The organism is Muricoccus vinaceus, from assembly GCF_042433125.1.
Lineage (GTDB): Bacteria > Pseudomonadota > Alphaproteobacteria > Acetobacterales > Acetobacteraceae > Roseomonas > Roseomonas vinacea.
Genome location: NZ_JBHLVZ010000045.1, coordinates 1 through 12861, shown reverse-complemented (window position 1 = coordinate 12861; position 12861 = coordinate 1). Strand labels below are relative to the sequence as shown.

At 65.0% G+C, this 12861-nt stretch carries 10 protein-coding genes and 2 pseudogenes; 5 read left to right on the top strand and 7 right to left on the bottom strand.

Going from position 1 to position 12861, the window contains the following annotated elements:
- From ACFFIC_RS16400 to ACFFIC_RS16390, 3 genes and pseudogenes are all read left to right on the top strand, one after another.
- Nucleotides 1-187: pseudogene (locus tag ACFFIC_RS16400) on the top strand (IS3-like element ISMtsp5 family transposase); the annotation flags it as partial.
- Nucleotides 188-1178: 991 nt separating this feature from the next.
- Nucleotides 1179-1811, top strand: coding sequence for a hypothetical protein (locus ACFFIC_RS16395; protein WP_377052255.1), 633 nt, complete (start codon nt 1179-1181; stop codon nt 1809-1811).
- A 253-nt stretch (nt 1812-2064) separates the two neighbouring features.
- Nucleotides 2065-2337 carry a hypothetical protein gene (locus ACFFIC_RS16390; protein WP_377052253.1) on the top strand — a complete coding sequence of 91 codons (273 nt, stop codon included), beginning with the start codon at nt 2065-2067 and terminating at the stop codon, nt 2335-2337.
- A 212-nt stretch (nt 2338-2549) separates the two neighbouring features.
- Here the strand turns inward: ACFFIC_RS16390 and ACFFIC_RS16385 are convergent, their stop codons facing one another.
- From ACFFIC_RS16385 to ACFFIC_RS16355, 7 genes are all read right to left on the bottom strand, one after another.
- A complete protein-coding gene (locus ACFFIC_RS16385) occupies nt 2550-2933 on the bottom strand; it encodes a MarR family transcriptional regulator (RefSeq protein ID WP_377052251.1) in 384 nt (127 codons plus the stop codon).
- A 157-nt stretch (nt 2934-3090) separates the two neighbouring features.
- The gene (locus ACFFIC_RS16380; protein ID WP_377052249.1) at nt 3091-3786 is read right to left on the bottom strand and encodes a PEP-CTERM sorting domain-containing protein; all 696 of its coding nucleotides are present in this window, start codon (nt 3784-3786) and stop codon (nt 3091-3093) included.
- A gap of 877 nt (nt 3787-4663) precedes the next feature.
- On the bottom strand, nt 4664-4888 hold the full coding sequence (locus tag ACFFIC_RS16375; protein ID WP_377052247.1) for a hypothetical protein: 225 nt from the start codon (nt 4886-4888) through the stop codon (nt 4664-4666).
- A gap of 1015 nt (nt 4889-5903) precedes the next feature.
- The gene (locus tag ACFFIC_RS16370) at nt 5904-7421 is read right to left on the bottom strand and encodes a DUF6880 family protein (RefSeq protein WP_377052245.1); all 1518 of its coding nucleotides are present in this window, start codon (nt 7419-7421) and stop codon (nt 5904-5906) included.
- 173 nt (nt 7422-7594) lie between these two features.
- Nucleotides 7595-8128, bottom strand: coding sequence for an IS6 family transposase (locus ACFFIC_RS16365; protein WP_377052243.1), 534 nt, complete (start codon nt 8126-8128; stop codon nt 7595-7597).
- Between the two features lie 158 nt (nt 8129-8286).
- Nucleotides 8287-9414 (bottom strand): IS110 family RNA-guided transposase, encoded by a 1128-nt coding sequence (locus ACFFIC_RS16360; protein ID WP_377052241.1) that lies wholly within the window; start codon nt 9412-9414, stop codon nt 8287-8289.
- A 94-nt stretch (nt 9415-9508) separates the two neighbouring features.
- Nucleotides 9509-9889: a hypothetical protein gene (locus ACFFIC_RS16355; protein ID WP_377052239.1), complete on the bottom strand. Its 381-nt coding sequence runs from the start codon at nt 9887-9889 to the stop codon at nt 9509-9511.
- Nucleotides 9890-10916: 1027 nt separating this feature from the next.
- On the opposite strand from ACFFIC_RS16355, the gene ACFFIC_RS16350 reads away from it, so the two are divergent.
- Both ACFFIC_RS16350 and ACFFIC_RS16345 read left to right on the top strand, forming a co-directional pair.
- On the top strand, nt 10917-11903 hold the full coding sequence (locus tag ACFFIC_RS16350) for a sensor histidine kinase (RefSeq protein WP_377052237.1): 987 nt from the start codon (nt 10917-10919) through the stop codon (nt 11901-11903).
- A gap of 722 nt (nt 11904-12625) precedes the next feature.
- Nucleotides 12626-12861 (top strand): annotated as a pseudogene (locus ACFFIC_RS16345) (IS6 family transposase); the annotation flags it as partial.

Genomic DNA, 12861 nt, shown 5'->3' with positions numbered 1-12861 from the left:
CTTCATCCGAACCCTGAAGGAAAACCTCCTCTGGGTTCGGACCTTCGACACCGTCGAGCAACTCCGCCAGGCGCTCCTTGAGTTCCGGCGCGCCTACAACTCAACTTGGCTGATCGAGCGCCACGGCTTCAGAACACCGAACGCCGTCCGCAAGGATCAGCTTTCACCCGCGGCTCTCGCCGCATAGGCTTCACTCAGGTGTCTCAACAACCGCGGGCGGTACACGGCCAAGGTCAATGTTTTGGTGTGGATCAACAGGATGCCGGCTTGATCGAATGGCGGGTGCTGTATAGCTTTGTACCTCTGCGGGCGCTTCCACATGGGGTTGGCTCTGCATTTACTGAGGGCTCTTAGATGCATCTGCGCTCCCCAAGACACTTGCTCGCCCTCTTTCTCCTGGTTGGGTTAACAGCCACCTCGGCAGTGGCACAGGACCGCAAGCCGTCCCCCCCTGCAGCCGCGGCACCTGGCTCCGCGCACCGGGTGGTGGTGAGCAACCGTTCGCCTCGTACCATTGAACAGGTGCTGATCTCGCCAAGTACGGAGGCGGATTGGGGCTCGGACCTACTCGGGACAGACGTCATCGAGACGGGCCGTCAGGTCACGGTGAACTATGTTGGTGACTGCCGCGCCGATGTGCAGATCGTGTTTGAAGGAGGCGCGATGGAAGCTCGCCGCCGCGTGGATGTCTGCCAGAACAGCACTCTTACGATTACTCCCGGCTGGACCCTGAGTCCCAACCTGGGTGCGCGCAGTTAATAAGGGCCTACGTTGGCATTATCCAGAACATTGTGGCATCCTGGGTAGCGTTTTGTTCACGGTGGTCTAGCCTGCCCTCCCCTGCCCACGCGCCGTTGGATTCGCCCCCTGGCTCATGATCACCTTTACGAGCCGGTCCCCTGCTCCTACTGGCCAGAGGATCTGCTGCACGCGGTTGGAACCGCCTATCGAGAGGCGCGTGGCAAGGGCTTGGAGGGCGGTGTCAGCCTAGACCACGCCGAGGCGGCCTACATCGGGGCCGGCGGTGCTGCGACAGACGCCCGGACCCTGGTGCTGGGCATCCTTGCGTCCCTCTCGGTTGAGCGTGGCGACTGGCTCTGGGGTCCGGCGCAGGCTTGGCGCGATCGACAGCCACCCGCTGCTAGCGACCTGAAGGTTCATGCTGAGGCGGATGGGGCATGACTGATGTGGCTTGGCAGAACGCGGATCCTGACGCGCTGGCTGGCCCGGTCCACTACGCCCTGCGCTTGCCGGCGCTGGGGCGGGCGGAGTACGCACGTCTTCAGGCGGTGCTGCTGCGCGGCACGATGGTGCGGACGGGCTGGCGGAGGCACCTGGTGGGCTTGGCAGCGGCGGTGCTGGTTGGCACCGTCACGGGCGTTTTTGCCTCCTACTGGGATGTTGGCGCCGAGTTGTGGATCGCGAGCGCGCGGACGGGATGGATGCTGAGCCTCGACGGCTTTGAGGTCCTTTTCGCTGCGATCGGTGTGGCTGCGGTGACCACGGCGGCGCTCGCGCTGACCCTGCTCTCCCGGCAGCGGCGCGCCGTGCGCGCGCTGCACGCGGCAGGGGAAGACCTGTTTGGTGAGCACGACCTGCTGCTCGGTAAGAGGGGCGTGGTCTGGCGCAATCCCAGCCGCGTCCTCTTCGTGCCCTGGCCGCGCCTCACCGGCGCGGTGCGGGACGGCGGAATGATGTTCCTTCTGGCCGACCGGATCAGCGCCTTTTGGTTGCCCGAGGCGCTGGTCGCGAGACACCCCGACCGCGCGGGCTTGGAGGCGCTGATCCGTCGGCACGTCGCCCTGCCTTGACCCAGCCAAGCGCGCCCGCCCTGCTCTGGTTCCCGACCCACGCTGAGCTTCGCGTGCTGGCTGTCAGCTGGCCGGAGCTGGCCCAGTGAGGCGCGAGGTGCTGCACGGTCCAACAACCGAGAAGGACCGCCGCGCCGTCCACGACGCTGCGGCGCGAAAGCGGGCCGAAGGGACGTCGCCCACCCGTTCGACGGAGGATGAGGCACTCGCTCTCGCGGCCGCCGACCTCAGCAACGGATCCCTCCCTCGCGCCATGGCTTGGCTGGCCTGGGCCTACAACCGCTCGCCCCTGCGCGCCTTCCTCGACCTGCTGGACATGCCGTTCCTCATCGCCGAAGGCGTGCTGCCTTCGCTCTGGCGCTGGCTGGCCTTTCGTCTTCTCCCGACCGAGCGTGCGGTGGCTTATCGTCGGGCGGCTCACGGCCGGCCCAGGCGCAGTTCAGGCTGGCTCGGCTGCCTCGTGGTCCTGCCGGTCTGGACAGGATTGGCGGCGCTGACGCTGTGGCTGCTGCTAGCCAGCTTGTAAGACGACCGCGGTTCCGACCCAGGGCCGAGTGAGGTCTCGGGGTTCGTCCGTAGCATAATGAGGGCAGGGAACGATAAGCCCGAAACTCTCTCGTCCCCTGCCCTCCACGCCCTTGCGGCCGCGCGAGGAAGTGGCGGCTCCGCCCTGTGACAAGCTTGAAGCCACGAGGTGGAATTTAAGGGTGAGGCGGGTGTGCCGCAACGTCATCCGTCTCAGCTTGCATCCCCGGCCTGGCCCGCGCCGTTCTGCGTCCGCTCTGGCGTGGCGGTTTCGCCCACAATGGTGTGCATCTCGCGTAACAGGGCAGCACCCTTCACAGTACGCTGGATGTGCACGGAACGGCGGTCCTTTGGATCTGCTTTGCGGCGGGCAAAGTCAAACTCTTCCAGGCGGTCAACTGAGCGGGTGATCGCGGGCTTGGAGACGTTGAGCGCTGCGGCCAGGCCGCGCACCGTGTGCGGTCCCTCGTAGAGGTAAACGGTCAGGAAGACGCTGAACTGGCGCGCGGTCAGGTCCGGACCATCACGCCGCACGATTGCGACGATGGTCTCCTTTAGAAGGCCGACGAACTGATCGGGCGTGCCTTGCACCGGCATCGGTGCCTCCTTCTCTCGAAGCTGCTCTCCTATGCGCTGTGCCTGATCGATAGTGGCACCCGGCTCGGTAAGAGCAGCAAAAAGGCCGGGCGCTTGAGCGTCCGGCCTGTGTTGCCTCAAGGATGGTGGGTTGATGCGCCCCACCATCGGGCGGGGTTCAGCCCTGCTTGCGCCGGCGCACCAGGCCCATGCCGAGCAGGCCCATGCCGAGGAGGGCGAGGGAGGCGGGCTCGGGCACGGCCACGATCTGGGCCGAAGCGTTCAGCACGGCATTGCCGCCGGTGAAGGTGGCGGTGATCACCACCGTCTCGGAGAACAGCGAGCCGTCCAGGGTCGGGTTGGACACCAGGGCACCGGAGGCATTGGTCGGACCGCTGGTGTAGGTGCGGCTGGCCAGCAGCTGCGAGGTGCCGAAGGCGGTGTTGGCGGCATCGGCGTAGCTGGCCACGGTGACGCTGCGGACTGCCGCGGTGCCGATCAGGAAGTTGGCCGTGAAGCTGCTCGCCAAGGCTGCCAGCGGCGCACCGGCCGAGCTGCTGTCGAGGCCGGTCTGCGTCACCAGGAAGGTCAGGGTGTGCGTGCCGCTGAAGTTGCGGGTGGTGCTGACGCTGGTGGTCTGCACGTCAAGCGCCGGCTGCGGCACCATCGGCGAGCCGAGCGACAGGGCGCTCAGCACGCTGAAGTTGGTGCTCTGGCCGCTGAAGAAGAGGGTGCCCGTGGAGGAGGAGGTGGCCGAACCCGACACCAGCGCCCCGTCTTCCAGAATGCGCGCGGACAGCTGCGGTGCGGCCTCGGCCTGAGTGGCCATGCCAAGAGCCAGAACGGCAGCGGTGGCGAGAAGAAGCTTGCGCATTGCGGAGGACAACCTTGATATCTGCAGCATGTCGGGCGCCACCACAGCACCCTCACAGACGGATATGGCAACGTTCATGCCACCAACGATCTTCGAACAAATTCAACGATCTAAAACATTGCTGCCGTACAATGGTTTTGAGACGTAAAAGGCGCCGACAAAAGTTGCAGTACGCCGTAAGAAAATTGGGATCTCCGGAAAGGCGAGCGGACGACGACCGAGTGTAAAGGCTGGCGGCAGCCAACACGAAGACTGGATGGGCGGGAAGGCACCTGCGGGTCATGCGTCATCGTCCCACGACGCTTGATCCGGCAACCTTGGCGAGTGCGCAGAACAGTCAACCTCAGAAGCGGGCGGTGAGCAAAAAATACCCCCGCCCAATTACGAGCGGGGGTAAGTTCCCGGGGCATAGAAACCACGTCTGGGAGACGCTCCCGAAAAGCTAGTATGCGACGTCGGCAAACACAACCAGAGCGTGCAGGCCAGACCCGCTACGATGCGTATGCTCACACCAGCATCCAAAACAGGATCGCCACGATCAACCCACCCAGGCCAACGCCAAACAGGACCGGCTTTAACCTGATGGACTCCCTCGGTTCCTCCTCAAACGCTCTTCTAAAGCGTGTCGGTGGGTAGATGTGATGGTGCCCGTCGTCGGCGAACACCTCTGGCCAATTTGGGTGCCGTCCAACTGCCGAGCAGTCTGTTACGGTGTAAACTCGTCCGATCGTTAGCCATTGCCCCCCAGGGCTGATGCAAAGAAGCCGGTCCCCCGTCTTCCAAGGGGCTGACTGCCTCTTGAGCAGCACCCCGGCCTCCTGAGTTGCGGCCTCGTCGTTCGGAGAACTCCCGACTCTCCGCTGGAACTGCGGGGCGTTCATGCCTGCCCTTCCTGCATGACGCTTCCCCAGACGCGGGTGCTGTACTCAACAGCTTCAGTCACCGTCAGGCCAGCGTTGATGAACATGGGAGCCGTTTCTCGGATGTAGGCTTCAGCCGTCTGTGTCGACTGCCCATTCATCAAGAGGCGCTGTGCCACTTTCATCGCGGCAGCAAAAAGCTCGACCAAGGACTCGTCTGTTTCCGGTGCATTTTGCGCCACGGGTACCATTCCTCCCCCGGCGCATGCTTTCTCCGCCCACCGGGTGCACAAAACTTCCCATTGTAGGCCTACATTTTCAATACGGCTCCGCGCTTATGTCGATCAGTCACCCGGGGAGGCATAAACAATGGGCTCCGATGACCAACCGTCGACCGTCTACCTGCAGGATGGCCAAGCGGACGATGTAGACGCGAGCCACCCCATGAGCGTAGGCGTGTCCTTGCTGTTTATCCTGGGGATTTCTGTAGCGCTCTGGACCTGTATCTACGTGACAGTTCGCGTCTTGCTTGGGTGATTGCTGCGAGACCGTTCCATCTCATCAGCTCGTGGAGATGCCCTTTGGAGATGACCGCTGAGCTCAAGGAGGCGTTGCGTGCATGGTTGACGCGTTTCGACCACCTGCCGACGCCTCGCGACTTGGAGGAGGTGGCTGCGGTTCCCCACAGCGGCGTAACTGCGGACGATGTGCGCCTGGTACTGGCCGCCCGAGCTGCCCTGAGCAGGTAACCTCGGCCTCCAACAAGCCAGCATGAACGATCACCAACACCGAACAGAGCGAGGCGTGACGGTGCTGTACACCTTCGTCCTCGTGCTCCTGGCCGCAGTCATTCTCGGCAGCGGGGTGATCCTCCCAAGGTGAGCCTGCGCCAAGTCGCTTCGGCCCAACGCCTCAGTGCCGGCGATGGAAAGGAGCTCCAGCTCACATAGAGCCTTCGCCCCCAAATGCCATGCGTCATCAGGCGTCTGGAGCCACGCCCAGCGGGGCGCTCCTCCGCCACAACCCGTCCTGACCACCTCCCCGGAGTAAGGAGCAGTTGAGCGCGCGGCTACGATCAGTATGGGGAGGGGGCCAGCCCCCGCCAGGTCGCGTGACTGCCGCTTGCCCAACGCCGCCGCGAAGCGTCCTAATAGCGAGGCCACTGGCTCTAGCAGGAACGCCAGGCTTCCCTCTTCCAATTCAGGAAACGTCTATGTTCACCGACGAAGCCGCAATTCTTCAAGCTGCCTCTCGAGCTCAACCCAGCTTGTCTATCTCCTGCCAGAACCCGAATTTGCGCCCGTGGGCGGCCCGGAGCGCCCGCTCGTAAGTGGGGTGATCGGGCACCGATCCGAAGTCCTCCACGCGCGCTGCAGTGTCACGACAATCGCGCAAGTGCCGCGCCGCATGCTTGTAACGCGACGACCGGGCAGCACCGAGCGTAAAGCCGATCATGGCCCGACGCAGCAGTGTCGCGGCGAGCGGGTGCCTGCTTTCAAGCGCGTCGGCAGCCGGGGAAAGCAATTCGTAGAGGTCGCCGTTCAACGCCTTCAGTCGGCCGAGGACCAGCTCGCTGGCCCGCCGTAGGTCGGGCCACGCGATCAGGAACTCCAACGATCGGTGGACGTCCTTGAAGGTGAGCGCATGGGCGAGCGCCTTTTGCTCTGCCTCGACATCGTCGAAGTCCGGCAACTTGCGGAGGTAGGCGCGAAGGTGCGTGGCATTGAGCGTCGCGGCGAAGCGATCCCACCGGAATGCCTGCGCCTCGTCTAACCGCCCGAGCGCCTCGAGCACGTCGACGCGCACCCCCTCCCACTCGGCCGGCGCCTGCGCGCGCTGCCGGGCGTCGACGCGTTCGACCGCTGCCCAGGCCTCGTCCAGGCGCCCGGCACCGAGCAGCCGTCGCGCTACGGCCGCAGCGACGGCCGGCGTTTTGCGCGCCGTGGGGTCGAACTGCGCGATGAAGCCGTCCACGTCGCCGAGCGCGTCGGCGACCTGTTGCAGGATGAAGGTGGCCGCGTGCTTCCGGCGACGGGCCTGAACCTCGTCAGCGTGAATCGGACCGGAACTCGACCAGCCAATCACCTGCCGCTTGCCGTTGGGCGAGGCGGTAACTGGCTCCGCCTGCCATGCCTGCACAGCGTCCCTGATGATGAGCAGCCCGGCCGTGCCGAGTTGAGGGGCCAGGATAGGGACGAGCTCGTCCCAGGCACCGTGTTCGTCACTCGCAAGGGCCGAGAAGGCACGGTTCGCGAGAACCTCGGGCGGCAGGCCGGCCCGCTGCGCCAGGGGGCCGAGTTCCCGGGCAGCGGCGCGGAACGCGTCGGACAGGCGGCCGCTACCATCGTCGGAGCGCGCGAGCACGCCTTCGGCGCAGCCAACCAAGCGCCAGAGCAGCTCGAAAGCCTCGCCCGCATCGGCTGGGGCGACCACGTCGAGGATCGCGCGGCGCTGGACCTCCAGCTCGGCCAGGAACGGCTTGATCTTCTGCCAGTCCAGCCAGGTCTTAGCGCGCCCGATGCTGATCAGCTGCTTGGTGATCGCGCGCGCCGTTCCGTCGGCACCGCCGCTGCCCGCCAGGGCCAGGCGTAGCTGGCGCTGGGCGGCAGCATTGCCCTTGCTGATCGCCATGAGCAGTTCCGCGAGCCGGGCCGCGCCGAGTGCCTCAAGGTTCGCCGCGTTGAGTGTCTTGCTTGTGGCCATGGCTTGCTTGTGACGCAGCCGGGGGTCGTCTTCAACGGCCGTGACACCTCTGGAGCCGAAGCTGATGCTCACGGTCAATCCTCACAAGCCCCGAGCGCCTGAGTGCCCCTGCAAAGCCCACTAGCATTACAGTTGCGATCTACGTTGAACGTGGGCTTGTTGAGCGGCAGCTTGGTGTGCTCGTCGCCAGGTTCTGTCAGCGCTCGCGCCAGAGCTGCCGCCATGTGCCAGCAGAGGCTGTGAGCCTACCCTGCCGCGAGGATAGAGAGCACGGTTGCCGCACGACGGAGCTGAAGCATGCGACCGCGGCTGGCGGGAACATGGTGGTTGTGACGAACGCTGGGGCGGAGATGGTTGCGGAGTTCGTCGTAGCTGCGACAGAAGCGCTCGGCTGAGGTGAAGCTCTTGAACCCGCGCATACATCGGATGCGGCCTTTGATGCCCCGGTGGTCCTGCTCAAGCCCGTTATTCCTGTAAGCACTGGTGCGGTGAGTGACCCGCTTGCCAAGCGTCGAGCGGATCGCCCGTGGGTACGAGCCATGCCCGTCCGTGGTGACCTTGTCGGGGACGAGACCTGTGGCCGACTTGGCCGAGCGGAAGAACACCTTGGCTGCCGCCATGTCTCGGTGCTCGCTCAGCATGGTGTCGACGAGATCGCCGTTCCTGTCGATCGCCCGATACAAGTAGCACCAACGTCCACGGACCTTCAGGTAGGTTTTCTCTATCCCGGCCTTGCGGGTCAAGGCGCTTCTATTCCATCTGAGCAACTCCTCTCTCATCTCATCTTCGATGCCGCCCTGATATCTGCTGTGCGCGGCCCGTCCTCATTGCCTTGCTGTTGCTGCGGCGTGGTCCCTGAGGTGACAGTCTTCTCTACGTGCTCAGCGCGATCGGCCGGCACAGGATGGGGTCGGTCAGGTGGTCCGGAGCGATCTCATCAGCGGTCTCTCACCGAGGTGGGACCAAACGTACCTGCGCTCTCGAACCAGCCCGTCCCTCGCGGGACCCGCCACGGCGTGGCAGGGCAGCCGGGCCGCCGCTCAGGCAGCCTCGGCCTGCTTCGTCCAGCGGACGGGCTCGCCCGACCGCCACATCGCGGCATCGTCACGGCCAGCCAGCGTGCCAGGGCCACTTTGGCGCGCCGTGCGCCTCGTGCCTTGGCCAGGCGCATGGCCCAGGCCTTCAGGGCTGACCAGCGGCCGCGTGTCATCATCGCGTTCGCGGCCACATAGAGCAGCCTTCGCATGCCCCGGTCGCCCATCTTGCTGATCCGTCCGCTGATGTTGACCTCGCCCGAACTGTGTTGCCGGGGCGTGAGGCCGAAGTGAGCTCCAACCGTTCGTGACCGCTGAAAGCGTGCTGGGTCATCGACGCAAGCCTTGAATGACAGCGCGGTATGCGCCCCCACGCCCGGGATCGTCATCAGCAGACGGCACACGGGGTCATGCTGGGCCGTGGTGATGATCTGCCGGTCAAGAGCAAGGATCTGGCGCATGATTGTGGCGCGCGTCTCCAGCAGGGGACGGATGATCAGGTGCAAGGCATCCGACCCACCGATCCGCTCCAGGACGTCCTCGGCAAAGCGGCTCCCGCGAGTTGGGAAGTGGATCCCCTCGAGGCGCAGCAGGCAACGGACCGTATTCTCCAGGGCAACCCTCTGGCTATGCAGTGTCCCACGCGCCGTCAGCAGCATGCCCCGGCGCTGGCTTTCCTGCGACTTGATCCAGACCTCGCGATAGCTCCTCACGCGCATGAGCTCGGCTATGCCGCAGGCATCATTGCGGTCGTTCTTGTTCCGAAAGCCTGCCTGCAGGGCCGCCGCCGCATGTCGCGCATCGATACACACGGCAGGGTGCCCAAGCCTGCGCAGTTCCAGGCAGAGCCAGGACGACGTCCCTCCGGACTCCAGACCAATGCGCTCGCAGCCGAGTTCATTCTCCCCGAGAAAGCGGCTGATCACCTCCGGATCGGTGGCCAGCTTGGCCTCCCTGACCACCCGTCCATCGCCGTCCACTACGCAGAGCGCGGTCTGCTTCAGGGACACGTCCAGTCCACAATAGAGCATGGCACGGTCCTCCAGAGCTGGGGCATGAAGCTGGCAGGCTGTCACCAGCCCTCCCAAACCAAGCATCCCGCTCCGTCCAGACAAGGGGTGGCAGCTATGCCGGGCCGGGATACCCCATCTCGTCCACGTGCCAGGAGCGACACCCGGGGCCGTCCTTGCCGTACCTGCGTTGCCGAAGGCTGTTTGTCAGTACTGGTGCAAGCTTGGCCTCCCAGTCGCGGACTGCCTCGTGGTTGAACACGATGCCGCGGATGAGGATCATCTCCGCCAGATCCCGCAGGGTCAGGCGGTAGCGCAAGCGCCAGAGCACCACGAGGGCAATTACATCGCTCGGGTACTGGGCCCGGTTCAGCACCCCCGAGCTGCGCTCGTTGAACCCTCGGCCGCAGGCGCCGCAGCGAAAGCGCCGGTAACCCTGCGCCGTACGGTCCCGCCGCTCAGTCACCTTGGCCGAACCGCAGTTGACGCAGCCCATCTCAGGCTCCCAGCCGCCCATTAACCCGTCAGGAACTTATCCAAACCTGCCCCTGCTCGCCAATCCGGGCACCCCTGGCGCGAACTCTGACAGATCCGTTTTGGGACCACCCCGGCACCGGGTGCGAGGGGCTCTCGAAAACCCGCTAAAAATCAAATCGGAACGATTGGGCAGAGTGGTTCAACGCGCGCTCTCGGGAAGCAGGCGCGGCGGTGGCTTCGCTAAAGCCAGCCGCGCCGCCGAATTCAGCTCCCGCGAAATGCCCCTGCGAGCGAGGACGACACTTGCACGGGCGCGGACCTCTGCAGGCTGCCCGAGGGGGTCTGCCCGAACCCGGCTTGACCCAGCAAAACCGCCGCGCCTAGGGCGGCAACCGCACAGCAGAGATTAAACATGGCTCACCAACCTCTTTAGTGCTCAAGCACCTGCGGCCAATTGCTCACTTTTATGTGATTTCGCAAGTGAACTAATGTAGGGCTCCATAGGGCTGCGGTGCTTCGCCTGGAAGTGTGGCGGGCTGATGCGGCGCCACGAACACCCCTGATCCGCGCCCCTGCGCGAGGGCGGTGCTGAGGTGACACCGAAAGGGGGAACCGGACGCGCGCTCAGTCAAGCAGTGTAGCGCGATGGGAAAGGGCATCCCCGAGGAACAGGAAGCGCGGCAGAGTGGCGGCTCGGCGGAGGACGAGCCAAACGAGGAAGGGGATGGCTAGGGCAATGGCGACCACTGCGGAGACAGACATCTTGCCCAGCAGGTGGAGCACGAAGAAGCGGTGAACGAAAAGAATTACAGGGGAGGCCTGCCCCAAGGGAACAAAGACGCGGGTGAAAGCAAGGTGTCGGCACAGGGCGCGCTTGGGCCGGTTCAGTGGTCATCGTCCCTGCTAAAGTAAGGGCTGCGGAGTCAGGGGGTGAGCGGTCGATGCACCAACCCGAGTTCAAGAGCCGTACGAGCATTGCTTCTGGAGTGGTGCTGGTCGCGGTGCCTGCTGAGGGTCGCCGTGGACGGTGGCACACTTCGGGGGGCATGTTGGGGCGCATCCTTGCCCGCACCCGCGCTCTGCCAATCCCCCTTCGCCTTCTCGGTGGCTTCGTGCTTGGCGTCCTCGTCGGTGAGCTGCACGACCTCACCTTCGGCATGGGCGGCAGCAACGTATACACCTTCCATCTCCTCGCTGTGCTCCTGTCTGCACTCGCCTTCGGCCGCAGCGCGAGCTCTGTGACCCTGCTCGCGACGGTTGCCTGGATCGCCCTCGACCTGCCGCCGCGCGGTAGCCTTGCGTTGAGCGATCCAGCGGACGTCGTTGATGTTTTGATCTACGCAGGGCTGGCCGGTTCGGTCTCCGTAATAATTCAGGCCCTCCTGCACCAGCAAGCACGGGCCGAGGAGGCGGAGAGGGGTGAGCGTGCCTCGCGTGAGCACGAGGCGGAGCTCCGGGTGGTACTCGCCGAGCTGCAGCACCGGACCCGCAACCTGCTCGGCGTCGTACAGGCGATCGCGGCCCAAACCCTTCCCGCGGGCGATGCTCTGGAGCAGTATGCGGCGCGCCTCGCTGCAATCGGTAGGGTGCAAGGCTTCCTTGCCCGAAGCGGAGCATGGTCAGCCTCGCTGCACGACGTGGTGGAGGCGGAGCTGCGGGCCGCAGGGCAGGATCGCTCGGACCGCATTACCATCGATGGTCCCCCCATCGATTTGGGCGGGAGGACTGTACAGCCGCTCGCCCTTGCCCTGCACGAACTCGCGACAAACGCCCTGAAGCACGGTGCCCTGGCTCATCCGGACGCGCACCTTCGAATCACCTGGAGGCTAGGAGGGGCGGGAAAGGAGCGCTGCCTCGTGCTGGACTGGACGGAGAGTGGCGTGCGCATGGCGGAAGGACAGGAGCTGTCCCACCGCGGCTACGGCCGCCAGCTGATCGAAGAGGCGTTGCCTTACCAGCTGCAGGCCGAGACCTGCCTTGTCTTCGGACCAGATGGGGTCCACTGCCACATTGTGCTGCCTTTGGCCGCCTGAGTGGAACTGACCTGGAGCTAATTGGGATGAATATTCGATGCGCGCTATAGCTACCGCTGCTACGCTTTCCTTCGTTTGCTATTGCGCTCAGGCGCAGGATGCTCAGCGCGCCCCTCCCGTTGTGACCAGCATGGAAAACGTCGAGTCCTACGTTGGATACCTGCGTGTGGCTGCCATGGCCCGATCCTGCGGTCTGCGAACCGCAGAATGGGAGAAGCTACGCCAAGCCAAACTGGCAGAGCTGATAACCCGCGCCGTCAGCAAGGCTCCGCCTGCAGGAGCACCTCTCGACGGTCCATCGCTTGTCGTTGGCGCGGAGATCGCTGCCGGTCAGGAAGCTCGCTCGCCGGCTCCTGCAGTATGCGAGGCGTTGAAGCCAATGGTCGATGAGCTTGATGCCGCGCTGCCGCAGGACCCATCGACACAGCGTTGACTGGGCAGCCATTACTACGTCGAGCGCCGCAGCCGAGGCGGAGCAAGCCCTGGCCACATTTGCAGCCGCTGATGCTCGCCAAGCTGCCGCTACCGCGAAGGCCTGGCTCCAGGTTGTCGAGGCGCAGCAGGGGGACATGGACGCCAGCCCCGAAGCTCGGGCGGAGGCGGTCGCTAAAGTGGAGGGCATCGCCCGCGCATCTAGTGTCGCCATGGTTGCGGCGGCGGCACCGTCAAGTTGGCCAACCCCCAGCTTGCCCGAGCGGTCCACCCCCGGGTAGTCGGGTGGGATGACCGCCTCCGCCGCCTGCCCCAGCTTTGCCGGGTATCGCTTCCCGGCCGAGATCATCAGCCAGGCGGTGTGGCTCTACTTCCGCTTCCCGCTCAGCTTGCGGATGGTGGAAGAGATGCTGGCCTTCCGCGGCGTCGTGGTCAGCCACGAGACGCTGCGGCAATGGGGCCGCAAGTTCGGCTCGGATTTCGCGGCCAAGCTGCGGCGACGCCGACCGAAGCTGGGCGACACCTG

What these genes read in the sequence shown, in the direction of transcription:
- ACFFIC_RS16360 (WP_377052241.1), bottom strand. Translation starts at nt 9,414, where the DNA reads ATGCTCTATTGTGGACTGGACGTGTCCCTGAAGCAGACCGCGCTCTGC.
- ACFFIC_RS16385 (WP_377052251.1), bottom strand. Translation starts at nt 2,933, where the DNA reads ATGCCGGTGCAAGGCACGCCCGATCAGTTCGTCGGCCTTCTAAAGGAG.
- ACFFIC_RS16390 (WP_377052253.1), top strand. Translation starts at nt 2,065, where the DNA reads ATGGCTTGGCTGGCCTGGGCCTACAACCGCTCGCCCCTGCGCGCCTTC.
- ACFFIC_RS16350 (WP_377052237.1), top strand. Translation starts at nt 10,917, where the DNA reads ATGTTGGGGCGCATCCTTGCCCGCACCCGCGCTCTGCCAATCCCCCTT.
- ACFFIC_RS16355 (WP_377052239.1), bottom strand. Translation starts at nt 9,889, where the DNA reads ATGGGCTGCGTCAACTGCGGTTCGGCCAAGGTGACTGAGCGGCGGGAC.
- ACFFIC_RS16395 (WP_377052255.1), top strand. Translation starts at nt 1,179, where the DNA reads ATGACTGATGTGGCTTGGCAGAACGCGGATCCTGACGCGCTGGCTGGC.
- ACFFIC_RS16380 (WP_377052249.1), bottom strand. Translation starts at nt 3,786, where the DNA reads ATGCGCAAGCTTCTTCTCGCCACCGCTGCCGTTCTGGCTCTTGGCATG.
- ACFFIC_RS16365 (WP_377052243.1), bottom strand. Translation starts at nt 8,128, where the DNA reads ATGAGAGAGGAGTTGCTCAGATGGAATAGAAGCGCCTTGACCCGCAAG.